This is a genomic window from Stenotrophomonas sp. YJH_SMC_135, from assembly GCF_059372355.1.
Window position 1 is genome coordinate 174,093 of the sequence record NZ_JCAFVN010000002.1, and the last position, 16,599, is coordinate 190,691.

General features: G+C 67.1%; 10 protein-coding genes. 1 reads left to right on the top strand and 9 read right to left on the bottom strand.

Annotation, left to right across the window (positions count from 1 at the left end):
* Positions 1-402: 402 nt before the first annotated feature.
* The 9 genes from AC5P98_RS07350 to AC5P98_RS07390 all read right to left on the bottom strand — a co-directional run bounded on the left by AC5P98_RS07350 (position 403) and on the right by AC5P98_RS07390 (position 14,689).
* Positions 403-828 carry a DUF2752 domain-containing protein gene (locus AC5P98_RS07350; RefSeq protein ID WP_014038725.1) on the bottom strand — a complete coding sequence of 142 codons (426 nt, stop codon included), beginning with the start codon at positions 826-828 and terminating at the stop codon, positions 403-405.
* A 44-nt stretch (positions 829-872) separates the two neighbouring features.
* Positions 873-1,151: a CD225/dispanin family protein gene (locus tag AC5P98_RS07355; RefSeq protein ID WP_014648653.1), complete on the bottom strand. Its 279-nt coding sequence runs from the start codon at positions 1,149-1,151 to the stop codon at positions 873-875.
* Between the two features lie 34 nt (positions 1,152-1,185).
* Positions 1,186-1,473 (bottom strand): CD225/dispanin family protein, encoded by a 288-nt coding sequence (locus AC5P98_RS07360; protein ID WP_005419784.1) that lies wholly within the window; start codon positions 1,471-1,473, stop codon positions 1,186-1,188.
* A 221-nt stretch (positions 1,474-1,694) separates the two neighbouring features.
* Positions 1,695-3,584, bottom strand: a complete 1,890-nt coding sequence (locus tag AC5P98_RS07365; RefSeq protein WP_049403842.1) for an MFS transporter — start codon at positions 3,582-3,584, stop codon at positions 1,695-1,697.
* 98 nt (positions 3,585-3,682) lie between these two features.
* Positions 3,683-4,477, bottom strand: a complete 795-nt coding sequence (locus AC5P98_RS07370) for an SDR family NAD(P)-dependent oxidoreductase (protein ID WP_049403844.1) — start codon at positions 4,475-4,477, stop codon at positions 3,683-3,685.
* A gap of 142 nt (positions 4,478-4,619) precedes the next feature.
* Entirely contained in the window at positions 4,620-6,797 is a 2,178-nt protein-coding gene (gene yccS / locus AC5P98_RS07375) for a YccS family putative transporter (RefSeq protein ID WP_014648650.1), read from the bottom strand.
* 185 nt (positions 6,798-6,982) lie between these two features.
* Positions 6,983-10,105 carry an efflux RND transporter permease subunit gene (locus AC5P98_RS07380; RefSeq protein WP_049403847.1) on the bottom strand — a complete coding sequence of 1,041 codons (3,123 nt, stop codon included), beginning with the start codon at positions 10,103-10,105 and terminating at the stop codon, positions 6,983-6,985.
* Between the two features lie 31 nt (positions 10,106-10,136).
* A complete protein-coding gene (locus tag AC5P98_RS07385; RefSeq protein ID WP_032957879.1) occupies positions 10,137-13,370 on the bottom strand; it encodes an efflux RND transporter permease subunit in 3,234 nt (1,077 codons plus the stop codon).
* Between the two features lie 74 nt (positions 13,371-13,444).
* Entirely contained in the window at positions 13,445-14,689 is a 1,245-nt protein-coding gene (locus tag AC5P98_RS07390) for an efflux RND transporter periplasmic adaptor subunit (RefSeq protein ID WP_014648647.1), read from the bottom strand.
* A 186-nt stretch (positions 14,690-14,875) separates the two neighbouring features.
* Between AC5P98_RS07390 and AC5P98_RS07395 the strand changes: the two genes are divergently transcribed.
* The gene (locus tag AC5P98_RS07395; RefSeq protein WP_032957881.1) at positions 14,876-16,195 is read left to right on the top strand and encodes a M20 family metallopeptidase; all 1,320 of its coding nucleotides are present in this window, start codon (positions 14,876-14,878) and stop codon (positions 16,193-16,195) included.
* Positions 16,196-16,599 lie beyond the last annotated feature (404 nt).

Sequence of the window (16,599 nt, forward strand, 5' to 3'; positions counted from 1 at the left end):
CCCGTCCCTGGGGGCTCGATGGCGCCATCCATGGCGCCAACGGTCCTGCTGCCCCACACCGCCCCACCCCCGACAGTTTCCCGGTGACGGTGGGTCAACCGCGACTGCCGGTGGGTGTCGACCTTGGTCGACACGGTCGATCCACGCCATGCGTGGATACAGAGCGAAGCGATCCGCTTCTGTTTTTGATCTTCTCTTTCTTTTCCGTGGTGGACGCACACGGAAACTGTCCGTGGCCGGGCGGGATGGGTTTGCGGGGGTGTCCGCGGCATGGATGCCGCGGCCAAGCCTCCACGGACGGATTCACGGCGTCCCCCGCAAACCCATCCCGTCCGGCCAACCCCAGGGCTTTTGCCTTCAAACGTCGCCCACCGCGAGGGGCTGCGCCGTTGGCTGGAAAACCTAGATCGGTGCCAGTGCGGTGAACGGTGCCCACGGCAGGTTGCGCAGCAGCGCATACCCGGGCAGCACCCAGAGCCAGAACGTGGGATTGGCCAGTACCCGCATCAGCGGGTCGAGCACGCGCGGACGGATGCCGGCGACGTTCAGCAGCATCAGCAGCAGGAACGGCAGGCTGATGACCAGCAGCGGGTTCATCGCCATCGCGCCGGGCAGGTCGAAATGGACCAGTGAATACAGGCAGCGGGTGCTGCCACAGCCCGGGCAGTACAGGCCGGTCAGCGCGTACAGCGGGCAGCTCGGCAAAGGATTGCCGGCGACATATGGATTGACGTTGCGCAGCACCACCGCAGCACCGGCGGCCAGGCCGGTGGCGGCCAGCAGCGGTGCCCAGCGGGCGAATCGGGAGCGGGCGGGAAGTGCGGACATTGCAGCAACGGATCCGGCGCAGGCGCCGGATCCGTCCACGCGGATCAGTAGCCGCTGTTGTTCATTGCACCCATGCCGCCGACAGCGACGATCAGGATGCCGTACAGCACGCCGACCACGACGGCGGCGATGGCCGACCAGATCGCCCACTTCTTGGCCTTGGCGGCGGAGTCCTGGGCACCGGCGATGTCGCCAGCGGCCAGCTTGCCGTTGACCTGCGCGGCGTAGACGATCGACACGATGCCGGCCGGCAGGCAGCAGAACAGGGTGCTCAGGATGGCCCAGACCAGATTGTTCGGGACCTGCGGAGTGGCGGTGTTCATGGGTTCAAGCTCCTTGATGGGTGGTGGTGGTGAATCATTGGTCGGAAAGAGCGCCCAGTACGGCCAAGCCGCCGAACAGCCCGAACCACAACAGCAACAGGACCGGCAGGGCCACGGCCGAAGCCACCGCCCACCAGCCCGCCTTGCGCGACGCACTGTAGGCCCCCGGCAGGTCGCCGGCGGCGCGGCGGCCATCGACCTGGGAGGCATAGACGATCGACACCACGCCCAACGGCAGGCAGCAGAACAGCGTCGTCAGGATCGCCCAGACCAGATGGTTGGGGATGTAGACCGGACGGCTGAGCGGTGGCGGTTGATTCAAAGCGAGACTCCATTCCTTGGTGGCCGGCCATGATGAAACGGCCGAACCTCCCCCCTGTGGGTGCGTAATCTACCTCAACCCGCGCTGCATGTATGCGGTTACAGTCAGATACTGGCCGGTATGGCCCTTGATCTGACGCATCTGACGGACCTCTGCGATGCATCGGAGGGCGAGGATGGGGGCTTGTCGCTGGGACGGTCTACCCGTGTCCGTGCGGTCGATCAGGCGTGATCACCACGCAGGGCCCGCACCTGGGCCTCCAGCACCGGGGCGCTGGTGGCGTGGCCATCCACGGCCGGTGCCGCCACCACCTCGACCGTGGCGCGGAAACGACGCGGCACCCGCATGCGGCCAAGGCGGCTGTCGCGGCGGCTCCACATGCTCGACCACATGCCGCGCAGCGCCATCGGCACCACCGGCACCGGCCGCCGCTCGAGGATCTTCTCGACGCCGGACTTGAACGGCGCCATCTGCCCGTCGCGGGTCAGCGCGCCCTCGGGGAAGATGCAGACCAGTTCGCCTTCGGCCAGCGCCGCGTCGATCTCATCGAACGCACGCTGCATCAGCGCCGGGTCTTCGCGCGCCCCGGCAATCGGGATCGCCTTGGCGGTCCGGAAGATCCAGCGCATCACCGGGATGTTGAAGATCTTGTAGTACATGACGAAGCGCACCGGGCGCGGGATGGTCGCCGACAGGATCAGCGCGTCCATGTAGCTGACGTGGTTGCAGACCAGCAGTGCGGCGCCTTCGTCGGGCACGTTGGCCTCGATGCCGTGCGGGCGCAGCCGGTACAGGGTGCGCACCATCAGCCAGCTGAGGAAGCGCATCAGGAATTCGGGGACGATGGTGAAGATGTAGATCGCCACCAGCGCGTTGGCGATGGCCAGCGCCAGGAACTGCTGCGGAATGGTCCAGTGCAGCAGCTTGTGGGCGGCCAGCGACAGCAGCGCCGCAGCGACGATGAAGCCCGAGTTCTGGATGTTCAGTGCGGCGAACACGCGCGACATCTGCGCCTTCGGCGTGCGGCTCTGGATCAGTGCGAACAGCGGCACCACGAAGATGCCGGTGAACAGGCCGATGCCGATCAGGTCGATGACGATGCGGATGCTGCCGGGCTGCTGCAGGAACGGCCCGATGGTCAGCCCGTGCACTGTCGCTTCGCCGCTGCGGGCGAAGTACAGGTCGAGCAGGAACGCGGTCATGCCGAACGCGCCCAGCGGTACCAGGCCGATTTCCACCGTACGTGCTGACAGCTTCTCGCACAGCAGCGAGCCGACGCCGGTGCCCACCGAGAACAGGGCCAGCGCGAAGATGTACAGGGTCGGCTGGCCGCCCAGGTTGGTCACCGCATAGGCCGGCAACTGCGAGGTCAGCACGGTGCCGACGAACCAGAACCAGGACACGCCCAGGATCGAGTTGCGTACGGCTTTCTGCTGGCGCGCCATGCGCAGCACCGCCAGCGATTCCGGCAACGGGTTCCAGTTGATCTTCAGATTCGGGTCGCCGGCATCGACCTTGGGAATCAGGCGCGCGGCGATGTTGCCGCAGATCGCCAGGGCGATGATCGCGCACGCGGCCACCACCGTGCCGTGACTGCCAGCCACGGTGAACACCAGGCCGCCGACGATCATGCCGGAGAGGATCGACATCGAGGTGCCCATCTCGACCAGGCCGTTGCCGCCGGTCAGCTCTTCTGGCCTGAGCACCGACGGCAGCACTGAGTACTTCACCGGGCCGAACAGGGTGGACTGCATGCCGGTGCAGAACAGCGCGACCAGCAGCACCGGCAGGCTCTGGGTGAGGAAGCCGGTGGCCGCCAGCGACATGATCACGATCTCCATGGTGGTGGTGATCACGATCAGTCGCGATTTTTCCAGTTTGTCGGCGATCTGCCCGGCCAGCGCCGAGAACAGGAAATATGGCAGGATGAAGATGGCCGGTGCCAGGGTGGCGTACAACCCCAGTTCTTCCTCCGGCACAGCCATGAACAGCAACATGCTGATGATCGCCTGCCGGTACACGTTGTCGTTGAACGCACCGAGCGCCTGGACCACGAAGAACGGCAGGAAACGGCGCTGGCGCAGCAGGGCGAACTGGTTGTGACCGGACATGGAACCTCCTTGACCGGCGCAGCCTAGCATTCCTTCCCCTCCGCTGTGGATGCGGACCTGTGGGTGCGGACCGTTGGTCCGCACACCTGCCAGCACTCTCAGACGATATCGTCGACCACGCCGCCATCCACGCGCAGCGCCGCACCCGAGGTTGCCGAGGCCTGCGGCGAGGCCAGGTACACCACCATGTTGGCCACTTCCTCGACCGTGGCGGTGCGCTGGATCACCGAGGACGGCCGGTGCGCCATCACGAACTCACGGCCGATCTGCTCCAGCGGCTTGCCGCTGCGCTGGCGTTCATCCTCGAACATCGCCGCAAAACCGTCGGAGAGGGTCGGGCCGGGCAGCACCGCGTTGACGGTGACGCCACTGCCGGCCACGCGCTTGGCCAGGCCGCGCGACAACGACAGCTGCGCGGTCTTGCTGACCCCGTAATGGATCATGTCGGCGGGAATGTTGCGCGCTGATTCGGAGGAAATGAACAGCACGCGGCCCCAGCCGGCATCGACCATTGCCGGTAGCAGCGCACGCGACAGGCGCACGCCGGACATCACGTTGGTCTGCCAGTAGCGCTCCCAGGTCGCGTCATCGGTCTCGAAGAAGTCCTGTGGGCCGAAGATGCCGGCGTTGTTGACCAGGATGTCGACCTTGGGCAGGCCGGCCAACAGTGTTTCGACACCGGCTGCATCAGAGAGATCGGCGGCGACGCCGACCACGTCGGCTCCCGGCACGGTGGCGAGCAGGTGCCGGCGGGCGCGCTCGACGCTGTCGGTGCTGCGGCCATTGAGAATGACTCGCGCACCAGCGCTGGCCAGTCCTTGGGCGATGGCCCGGCCGATGCCGGCGGTGGAGGCGGTGACCAGCGCGGTGCGGCCACTGAGCTCGATTTTCATGGCGATAGTCCGGAGCGGGGGGATTGCCCAGTATCCGCGCGGCCGCGTGATCGAACCGCAGCGCCAGGCGCAACGCGCCGTTGCACACGGCGCAATTGACCCATGCCACGCGTGGGTGGGATCTCCGATCAGCGATGAGGAGTCAGGTCAGGCTGGTCACCGCTTCATTGGCCGCTGCCCGCACCTTCGGCAGCATCCGCAGTACCAGCGCCATCTGCGTGCGGATCAGCTGCAGTTTCGGCGGCATCGCCTCGTCGATCTGCTCCAGCTCGGCGGCCACCGCGCGGTCGGCGTCGTTGTCATCGTCGGCGACCGGTTGCCGTGCGGTCAGCGCCGAGGCCAGTTGCTGCAGTGCCTTGCGCACGCGCTCGCCGGCCGCCAATGCCAGCGGGTCGCCCGCATAGCTGTCCACCTGGTCGCGATGCGCGCCCAGCGCCGACAGGTGTCCCAGCAGTGTGTTGGACAGCGCCAGGAAGCGGAAGCCGGCATCCAGATTGCGGCGCACATGGCCGGGCTCACGCAGCATGTTCGACAGTGCGGTGGACAGCGCGGCATCGGCATTGTGCATGTCGCGCCGCGCGATGCGGTAGGCCAGGTCGTCGCGCATGCCGCTGCGGTACTGGCCCAGCACCGAATCCAGGTAGCGAGCCGCAGTGTCCAGCACGCGTGCCAGGACGAGATGCAGCTGCCGGCCCTGCCAGTCGGGCAGGACCAGGAACGCGGCCGCCGCTGCGATCGCGCAACCCAGCACCGTATCGACCATGCGCGGCACGATCAGCACGAAGCCGTCGCCGATCAGGTTGAAGCAGGTCAGTGCCATCACCGTGATCGCCGCCGACGCCACCAGGTAGCGGTCGGTGCGGGTGAAGAAGAACAGAAGTGCAGAGAGCAAGGCTATCAGCAGCTGCACGTGCAGCTGCGGGAACAGCTGCAGCAGCGCCCAGGTCAGCACCAGTCCGGCCAGGGTACCGACGATGCGCTGGGCCAGGCGTTGGCGGGTGGCGCCGAAGTTGGGCCGGCACACGAACACGATGGTCAGCAGTACCCACGAACCGTTCTGCGCATTGAACAGGCGGATCGCTGCAAAGCCGGCAATCAGCGCCAGCGCCATGCGCAGCCCATGCCGGAACAGCACCGAGCCGGGCGTAAGCTGCTGGCGGATGCGCACGCCCATCTCGCGCAGGGTGTGTGGGTTGCTGTCGCGCAGGCGGGTATCGACGTTGTCCAGGCTGGCTTCGGAGCGCTCGGCATCCAGCAGGCGCCGTTCGATGCTGCGCAGGTTGTGCACCAGCAGGTCCAGCGAGCCCAGCAGGCGCTGCCATTGCGGCCGCTGCTGGTCGCGCAGGTAGGCCAGCGCATCGGCCAGGTCGCGCCCGGCCTGCTGGTTGCCTTCTCCGTACACGAACGGACGGCGCAGCCGGATTGCCTCGCCCAGGCGGGCACAGGCCTGTCCCTGCAGGTCAAGCAGGCGCTGGCAGCGGTACAGCACGTCGCTGTGGAAGAACGCGTCCACCAGCGCGCCGTACGGGTAATGCGAGGAACTGGCGCGCTCGTGGAAATCCTGCGCCATGTAGTACAGGCGCAGGTAAAGGCCGGAGTTCACGCCGGGTCGGCCGGAGCGGCCGAAGCGGGCCAGGATCGCGGTCTTGGCCTCGTTCAGCGCGCCGACCACGCGGCGGTTCTGTTCGGCCAGGTCGAGCTGGCGACGTTGCAGGTCGGCTTCGCGCACCGGCTCGAACAGCGCGGCCTTCAGCTGCAGGTAGCGGCCCAGCTCAACGTACAGTCGCGCCACCCGCTCGCGGACCGGCCGGTTGGCGAACAGCGCGGTCCACAGGATCGACAGCAGGCCGTACCAGACCGCACCGGCCAGCAGGTGGCTGACCGCTTCCAGCGCACTGTGCAGGTCGCTGGCACCGTGCTGTTCCAGGCCGATCATGGTGTAGATCGCCAGCGTCACCGTGGCCTGGGCAATGGACGCATAGCGCTCGCCGAGCGCGCCGAGCAGGGTCAGGCCGAAGGTGGACAGCGCCAGCGCGCCGATGAAGATCCACGGCCACGGGAACAGCCAGATGACCGATGCTGCGGCAATGCAGAAGCACAGCAGCGACAGCGCCACCGCCTTGGTCCGGCCCCACCAGTTGTCATCGGTTTCGGCGATGGCACTGGCGATGATGCCGAGGAACACGCCGGGCAAGGCGGTCAGGGCATCCAGCTGCCAGCACACCGCCAGCGCCGCGGTCAGGGCGATGAACACCCGCAGGCCGTAACTGGCCTTCTCGTGGGCCCACAGGCGGCTGAGGCGGGATTGTCGGGCGGACATGCAGGCTCGGCGGAAGGGTCTCCGACCATTATTGCGGGTGCGGGGTGAAATATGGAGTGCGGACCAACGGTCCGCACCCACGGTAGTGGTAGTGCCGGCCGCTGGCCGGCAGATTTGCGGTACGGAGAAAGCCGGCCAGCGGCCGGCTCTACCCATAGATCCACGCCGCGCGTGGATGGGCCCTTCTACGCCCGCTGCGCGCGCTTGAGCAGCTTCGCTTCGCGCCTGCGTGCGCGGCGTGCGCGCCAACGCTCGGCCAGGCACGAGAAGATCACGTACAGCGCCGGCGTGCTGAGAAGGGTCAGGCTCTGCGAGAACAGCAGGCCGCCGATCATCGCGATGCCCAACGGGCGGCGCAGCTCGGACCCTTCACCCAGACCGATCGCCAGCGGCACCGCCGCCAGGATCGCGACCATCGTGGTCATCATGATCGGGCGGAAGCGCACGATGCTGGCCTCGCGTGCGGCATCGCGCGGCGCCAGCCCATGCTCGCGCTGCGCCACCAGGGCGAAGTCGATCATCATGATCGCGTTCTTCTTGACGATGCCGATCAGCAGAACCAGCGCGATCATCGAGATCACCGACAGTTCGGTGTTGGTGCCGAACAACGCCAGCAGCGCACCGACGCCCGCCGCCGGCAGCGTGGACAGGATGGTGACCGGGTGGATCAGGCTCTCGTAGAGCATGCCCAGCACCAGGTAGACGGTCAGGATCGCGGCAAACACCAGGATCAGCATGTCGCTGGGATCTGAATTGAAGCCGAAGCCCGCATCGTCGGCCAGGCGGATGTCGCCAGGCATGCGCATGCCGGCGACGGTGGCATCGATGATCGCCTTGGCCTCACCCATGCTCACGTTCGGAGCCAGGTTGTAGCTGAGGTCCATCGTCGTGTACTGGTTCTCGTGGGTGATCTGCGAGGGGGCCAGGCCGGGCATCTGTGTGGCCACCGCGGTGATCGGCACCATGTCGCCGTTGCGCGCACGCACGTACACCTCATCCAGCGCCGCCGGGGTGGCGGTCTGCGAGGGCAGGGCGTTGACCACCACGCTGTACTGGTTGATGTCCGAATAGATGGTGGAGATCTGGCGCTGGCCGAACGCACCGTACAGCGCGCCGTCGATGGCGCCGACAGTGATGCCCAGGCGCGCGGCCTTGGCGCGGTCGATCTGGATGTTCTGGCGCAGTCCGGCATTGTCCACGTCGGTGCCGACGTCACGCAGCTTCGGGTTCTTCTTCAGTTCCGCCTGCAGCTTGGGCAGCCATTCCTGCAAAGCAGCCAGGTCGTTGCCCTGCAGGGAAATGCGGTACTGCGCGCCCTGGCTGGAACCGCCGCCATCGTTGCTGGGCAGGTCCTGGATCGCGCGCAGGCGCAGCTGCAGGTCGGGGTAGCGATCGGCCTTGGCACTGAGTCGCGCCAACGCATGTGCGGTGGTTTCGCGGCGACCGTCGCTGCGTGACTTCAGCTCGATGTTGAACTGTGCACTGGAGCCCTGACGGCCGCTGCCGAGGCGCACACCCACGGTTTTCACTGCCGGGTCGGCCATCAGCATGTCGGTGATGCGACGCTGGCGGGCGACCATGTCCTCGAAGGAGACGGTGGCGCTGGAATTGGCGCGGCCCCAGATCAGGCCGGTGTCCTGCGGCGGGAACGCGCCCTTCTTCACCGCCCCGAACAGGAAGATGGTGACGCCGATCAGGATCAGCGGCGTCAGCGACAGCAGCAGCGCGTGGCGCAGCGAGAAGTCCAGGAACACGGTGTAGATGCGCAGCATGCGCTCGTGGCCGGCATCCAGCCAGCGTCCGAAGCGCGACGGCGGCGCGCTGTGGTCATGGGCGCTGAGGAAGCGGCTGCACAGCGCCGGGGTCAACGTCAGCGAAACGATCATCGAGACCACGATGGCCGCCACCAGGGTGACGGTGAACTCGCGGAAGAACGCGCCCATCATGCCGCTGGCGAACAGCAGCGGGATGAACACCGCGACCAGCGAGGCGGTGATCGAGACAATGGTGAAGCCGATCTCGCGCGCACCGGTCAGCGCCGCCTGCATGCGCGGCATGCCCTCATCGAGGTGGCGCATGATGTTCTCGATCACCACGATCGCATCGTCCACGACGAAGCCGATCGCGATCACCAGCGCCAGCAGGCTCAGGTTGTTCAGGGTGAAGCCCATCACGTACATCACCAGCGCGGCACCGGCCAGCGACAGCGGCACGGTCACTGCGGCGATCAGCGTCGGTGCCAGCCGGCGCAGGAACAGCGCCATGGTCAGCACCACCATCGCCAGGCTGATCAGCAGGGTGATCTGCACTTCATGCAGCGACGAACGAATGGTCGGCGTACGGTCGAAGTACGGCGTCATCGTGGTGCCGGGCTGCAGGTAGTCGCGCAGGGTCGGGATCTGCGCCTTGACCCGGTCCACGGTCTCCACGATGTTGGCGCCGGCACGGGTGAACACGTACATCACCACCGCCGGTTTGTGGTCGAACCATGCGGCCTGGTAGGCATCCTGCTGGCCGTCGTAGACATTGGCGATGTCCTTCAGGCGGATCACCCGGCCATCGCCCTGGGTCTTGACCACCAGGTCGGCGAAGTCGGCCGCACGCGCCACCGAATCGTTGGCGATGATCGCAGTGGTGGTGTTGCCATCGCTGAGGAAGCCGGTGGGCGAGGTCACGTTGGCCGCGCGCACGGCGTTGCGCAGGTCGTCAGCAGTGAGTCCCAGCGCGTTCATCAGGCGCAGGTTGACGTCCACCCGCACCGCTGGCGTGGAGGCACCGGCGATGTCGACCGAGGCAACGCCGCTGATCTGGCGGATGCGCTGCGCCAGCAGTGAATCGGCGACGTTGTACAGCTCGTCGGCCGACTGCGTCTGCGAGGTCAGCGCGATGGCGATGACCGGGTCGTCGTTCGGGTTCGCCTTCTGGTACATCGGCGAGCCCATGCCCGAGGGCAGGTCGGCTTGCGCCGAGTTGATCGCGGTCTGTACGTCCAGCGCGGCCGAATCGATGTTGTGGCCGCTCTGGAAGATCATGAACACCAGCGAGCTGCCTTCCGAGCTCGACGAGCGCATGCGGTCGATGCCCGGCAGCTGGCCGAGATGGCGTTCCAGCGGCGCGGTAACCGTGGAGGCCATGGTCGCCGCATCGGCGCCGGACTGGCTGGCATGCACGAAGATCACCGGGATCTCGATGTTCGGCAGTGCCGATACGCCCAGGCGCAGGTAGCAGATCAGGCCGACCATGAACAGGCCGATGGCCAGCAGCGCGGTGCCGATCGGGCGGCGGATGAAGGGGCCGGACAGGTTCATCGTGCGGCCCCTTGCAGCAGCGGGGCGTGGATCATGCCTGCGGCTCCTGCAGCGAACCGTCGCGCAACGCACGCTGCTCGCGGCGGCGGGCAAGCCACTCGGAGAAGCGTTCCATGTACAGGTAGATCACCGGCGTGGTGTACAGCGTGACCAGCTGCGACAGCAGCAGGCCGCCGACGATGGCGATGCCCAGCGGGCGGCGCAGCTCCGAGCCGATCCCGGTGCCCAGGGCCAGCGGCAGCGCGCCCAGCATGGCCGCGGCGGTGGTCATCATGATCGGGCGGAAGCGCAGCAGGCAGGCACGGCGGATTGCTTCGTGCGCGTTGGCACCGGCGCGGCGGGCCTCGATCGCGAAGTCCACCATCATGATGCCGTTCTTCTTGACGATGCCGATCAGCAGCACGATGCCGACGATGCCATCCACCGACAGGCTCAGGCCGCACAGCATCAGCGCCAGCAGCGCGCCGACACCGGCTGGCGGCAGCGTGGAGATGATCGTGATCGGGTGGATGTAGCTCTCGTACAGCACGCCCAGCACGATGTAGATCACCACCAGCGAGGCCAGCAGCAGCCACACCACGTCCGTCTGGCTGCCAGTGAACTCGGCGGCCTTGCCGATGAACTCGGCATGCAGGTGGGTGGGCATGTCCAGGCTGTCCTTGGTCTCCTGGATTGCACGCACCGCTTCGGACAGCGAATAGCCCGGCGCCACGTTGAACGAGACCGTCACCGCCGGCAGCTGCTGCTGGTGGCTGACCACCAGTGGCGCGCTGCTCACCTTGCCTTCGGCCAGCGCCGACAGCGGGATGATGTTGCCGGCGCCGACGGTGATGCCGGTGTTCTGCGCGCCGATGCCGGTGGCGGTCGACGAGTTGGACGAGGTGACCTGGCCGAAGCTGGTGGCGTTGGTGCCGGTCAGCGCGCCGGCGCCATTGGAGGCCACCGCCAGCTGCTCCATCAACGCGGTGCTGGTGCGGAACTCCGGCGCCACTTCCAGCACCACGCGATACTGGTTGAGCTCGGTGAAGATGGTGGAGATCTGGCGCTGGCCGAACGCATCGTAGAGCGTGTCGTCGATGGTCTGCATCGGCACGCCCAGCACGCTGGCCTTGTCGCGGTCGATGTTCAGCTCCAGGGCGCGGCCCTGGTTGGACAGGTTGTTGTCCACGTCAGCCAGTTCCGGGCGCTTGCGCAGCGCTTCGGTCAGGCGCGTGGCCTGGGTCGCCACCGTTGCCGAATCGACGTCCGACAGCGAGTACTGGTACTCGGTAGCGGCCACACGGGTATCCAGGGTCACGTCCTGCACCGGCTTCAGGTACAGCGCCACGCCGGGAATGCCGGCCACCGCCTTCTGCAGGCGCGGCAGGATCTCGTCCAGGCCATCGCGCTGGCTGCGCTCCTTCAGCACGATCGACAGCTGGCCCTGGTTGAGCGTGGGGTTCATGCTGCCGGCACCGATGAATGCCGACACGCCGGTCACATCCGGATCGTGCCGCAGTGCTTCGGCGACCTGCTTGGTGCGCTGTTCCATCTGCGGGAAGGCGATGTTCTGGTCGGCCTGCACCACGCCGGTGATCAGGCCGGTGTCCTGTTCGGGCAGCAGGCCCTTGGGAATCAGCACATACAGCAGCACGGTCAGCACCAGCGCGCCGCCGGCCACGGCCAGGGTCAGGCGCTGGTGGCCCAGCACCCAGTCCAGGCTGTGCTCGTACAGGCCGACGGTGCGCGTCCACAGGTTCTGCTTGCCGGCCGCTGCCGCGCGCTCATGCGCGTCCTCGCCCTCGGGCAGGGCGTCGGGCTTGAGCAGGTAGGCACACATCATCGGGGTGAGCGTCAGCGAGATCAGCATCGACAGCACCACCGCGATGCTCAGCACCCACGCGAACTCGTGGAACAGGCGTCCGGTGACGCCGGGCATCAGCAGCAGCGGCAGGAACACCGCCACCAGCGAGACGGTCAGCGACAGCACGGTGAAGCCGATCTGGCGCGCGCCGATCTCGGCCGCTTCCTTGCCACTCTTGCCCTGCTCGATGTAGCGCACGATGTTCTCGATCATCACGATCGCATCGTCGACCACGAAGCCGGTGGCCACCACCAGCGCCATCAGCGAGAGGTTGTCCAGCGACATGCCGGCGAAGGCCATCACCGCGAAGGTGCCTGCCAGCGACAACGGCACCGCCACCGACGGGATGATCGTGGCCCACAACCGGCGCAGGAACACGAAGATCACCGCCACCACCAGGCCGATGGTGAGGATCAGGGTGAACTGCACTTCATGCACCGAGGCGCGGATGGTCTCGGTACGGTCGTTGAAGATCTCCAGGTGCACGTCGGCCGGCAGCACGCCCTGCAGCTGCGGCAGGATCGCGCGGATGCGCTCGACGGTCTGCACGATGTTGGCACCAGGCTGGCGCCGGACTTCCAGCAGCACCGCCGGCTTTCCATCGGCCCAGGCGGCCAGCTGGTCGTTCTCCACGCCATCGATCACCTCGGCCACGTCCGACAGCCGCACCGGGCGGCCGTTCTTGTAGCTGATGATGGTGTCGCGGTACTCGGCGGCGCTGGCCAGCTGGTCGTTGGTGCCGATGCTGTAGGACTGCGTCTTGCCGTTCAACGAGCCCTTGGGCGCATTGACGTTGGCCTGGGTCAGTGCGCTGCGCAGCTGCTCCAGGGTCAGGCCCATGTTCGACAGCTGCGCCGGATTGACCTGGATGCGCACGGCAGGGCGCACGTTGCCGGCGATCGACACCAGTCCCACGCCCTGCACCTGCGACAGGCGCTGGGCCAGGATCGAGTCGGCGTAGTTGTTGACGTCGCGCAGCGGGCGCGTGTCGGAGGTCAGCTTCAGGGTGACGATGGCCGCGTCGGCCGGATTCACCCGGTTGTAGACCGGCTGGTAGGGAAGCGACGAGGGCAGGGTGGCCTGGCGGATCGCCGCCTGCACGTCCTGCGCGGCGATGTCGATGTCGCGGTCCATCGAGAACTGCAGGATGATCGTCGACAACCCGGCCGACGAGTCGGAGGTCATCAGCTCCAACCCGGAAATCTGCCCGAACTGGCGCTCCAGCGGGGTGGTGACCAGCGAGGCCATGGTGGTGGCGTTGGCGCCAGGGTACTGGGTGGTGACCACCAGGCTGGGCGCATCGATTTCCGGCAGCGCCGACACCGGCAGCTTGCGGTAACCGAGGATGCCCAGCAGCAACAGGCCCGCCATCAACAGCGAGGTAGCGATCGGGCGGCGGATGAAGATCGTCGAAAAGCCCACGGACTGATCCTTGCTGGCACTTCAATGTCGGCGCCGGCGGGTATGCCGGCGCGAGGGAGATCAGTGGCCTGCGCTCAGCGCGGGCCACCACCGCGGCGGCCACCGCCGCCTGCGTTCTTCTGCTCGGCCGCCTTCAGTTCGGCCTCGGTCGGTGCGGCCGGGGTCTCGCCCGGCTTCAACGCGGTGACCTTGCTGCCCGGCTTCAGGCGGAACTGGCCTTCACTGACCACCCGCTCGCCGCCCTTCAGGCCTTCGGCGATCTGCACCTGGCTGTCGCCCACTTCCACGCCGCTACGCACGGTCTGCATCTTTACCGTGTTGTCGCCCTGCACGATGTAGACGTACTCGCCATCCGGGCCACGCAGCACCGCCTGGGTGGGGATGACCACACCACCGGCGATCGTGCGCAGCTGCATGCGCACGTTGACGAACTGGCCCGGCCACAGGCCGTTGTCGGTGTTGTCGAAAATCGCGCGCGCCTTGAACGTGCCGCTGTCGGCACTGATCAGGTTGTCGACCACGTCGAGCTTGCCGTCGCCGGACAACACATGCGAATCGGCACGGTCCAGCGCGGCCACCGGCACCGTGCCGGCGGCCTGCGCCTGGCGCACGTCGCCGAGCTGGCGCTCGGGCAGGTTGAACAGCACGTGGATCGGATGGATCTGGGTCAGCGTGACCAGCGCGGTGCCGGCGTTGACCACGTTGCCCGCGTCGACCGCGCGGATGCCGGCGATGCCGGAGATCGGTGCGGTGACCTTGGTGTACTGCAGCTGCACCTGCGCCGAACGCATGCTGGCCTCGTTGGCGGCCACGGCGCTTTCGTACTGTGCCACTTGGTTACGCTGTGTATCCAGATCGGTCTTGGCGACGTACTGGCGATACTCAGGCGCGTTCGAGCGCTGGAAGTTGGAGCGCGCAGTGGCCAACAGGGCTTCGTTCTGGCGCTTGGCTGCGGCGGCCTGGTCATAGCTGGCCTGGGCCGTGCGCGGATCGATCACCGCCAGCACGTCACCCTGCTTCACTTCCTGGCCTTCGCGGAAATTCAGGCTCATCAGCTGGCCGCCGACCTGCGGGCTGACGGTAACGGTGTTCATCGCAGTCACCGTGCCCAGCGCGCTGGCATACACCGGCACGTCCTGGCGCGTGGCCTCCACCACGGTCACCGGTACTGGACCGGCATTCGGATCCTCGCCGCCCTGGCGCGCCCCCGCAGCTGCACCACCGGCCTTGTCCTTGCCCCCGCCCATGACGCGCAGGCCGACCACGGCCAGCACCAGCACTGCCACGACCAGCAGCACGATCTTCCAAACACGTGACATTACGAGGACTCCGAGAGGGCTGGACCAGGCGGGACGCCGGGGCAATGCGCAAAGCATACCTGTGCCACATCACGTTTCCTGCATGACGGATGGGACGGGCGCTAAGACCGGATCGAGCGCCGGAGGTTCCCGTGGCGGCGGTGTTGCCCTACATTCAGCTGGAACCCTTCTGCTGTGGAGATTGCGATGCGCCGTTCGCTGCTGCTGTCCGCCCTGCTGCTGGCCCTGCCGGCCCTTGCCCACGCCCAGGACGGGCAGCGCCCGGAAGTGACCGCCGCCGCGCAGCGGCTGCAGGCCAAGGTGGTCGAATGGCGCCGCGATTTCCACCAGCATCCGGAGTTGTCCAACCGCGAGGCGCGCACCTCGGCCGAGGTCGCCAAGCGCCTGCGTGCGATGGGCCTGAAGCCGAAGACCGGCATCGCCCACCACGGCGTGGTGGCGATCATCGAGGGCGGCAAGCCGGGGCCGAAGATCGCCCTGCGCGCCGACATGGACGCGCTGCCGGTGACCGAGCAGACCGGCCTGCCGTTCGCCTCCAAGGCCACTGACCAGTACCGCGGGCAGACCGTGGGCGTGATGCATGCCTGTGGCCATGACGCCCACACCGCGACCCTGCTCGGCGTGGCCGAAGCACTGGTGTCGATGAAGAAGGACCTGCCGGGCCAGGTGATGCTGATCTTCCAGCCGGCCGAGGAGGGCGCACCGCCGCCGGAAGAGGGTGGTGCGGCACTCATGCTGAAGGAAGGCCTGTTCGCCGATTTCAAGCCGGAAGCGGTGTTCGGCCTGCATGTGTTCTCCAGCGTGCAGGTGGGTCAGATCGCGGTGCGCGGTGGCCCGTTGATGGCGGCCTCGGACCGGTTCGGGATCAAGGTGATCGGCCGCCAGACGCATGGCTCGGCGCCGTGGAACGGGGTTGATCCGATCGTCGCCACCGCCGACCTGGTGGGCACCGCGCAGACCATCGTCAGCCGCCGCGCCAACCTGTCCAAGCAGCCGGCAGTGCTGACCTTCGGCGCGATCAACGGCGGCATCCGCTACAACATCATTCCCGATGAAGTGGAGATGGTCGGCACCATCCGCACCTTCGACGAAGGCATGCGCCAGCAGATCTTCGCCGACCTGCGCAACGTGGCCGAGCACACCGCCGCCGCGCATGGTGCCAAGGCGGTGACCGAGATCTACGAAGCCGATGGCAACCCGGCCACGGTGAACAACCCGGCACTGACCGCGAAGATGCTGCCGAGCCTGCAGGCGGTGGTGGGCAAGGACAACGTATACGAGCCACCGCTGCAGATGGGTGCGGAAGATTTCTCGCTGTACGCCAAGGAAGTGCCGGGCATGTTCTTCTTCGTCGGCTCCACCAGCGCGGGCATCGATCCGGCAACGGCGCCGGCGAACCATTCGCCGAAGTTCCTGCTGGATGAGAAGGCGCTGGATGTCGGGTTCCGCGCGCTGCTGCAGGTGAGCCTGGATTATCTGCACGGTGCCGGCACCCCGGCGGGGTGATGGTTTCCGCAGGGCTTGCAGCCCTGCACCCGCCGAGACCAAAGCCACGTCAACGGCAAAAGCTGGTTTCCTGAGGGATGGCGGGGTGGGTCCGGTGGCAGGGGACGCTGCAAGTACGTCCATGTAAGCTCGGTCGCCGCATCCATGCGGCTCACGCCCCTGCCACCGGACCCGCCCCGCCTTCGACGGTTTCCCGCGAGCTGTCGGAACGACATCCTGCTTTGGTGGGTGTCGACCTTGGTCGACACGGCAGGCGTCGTGAACGTCTGAAGAATCGGCTTTTGATCTTGATTTTCTGATCTTTCCCGTGGTGATGGCCGCGCGCAAGGAACTGTCAGGGGCCGGGTGGGCAGGCGGGGCGGGGGTGTCCGCGGCATGGGCCCGAGGCATGCCTCGGGCGGGTT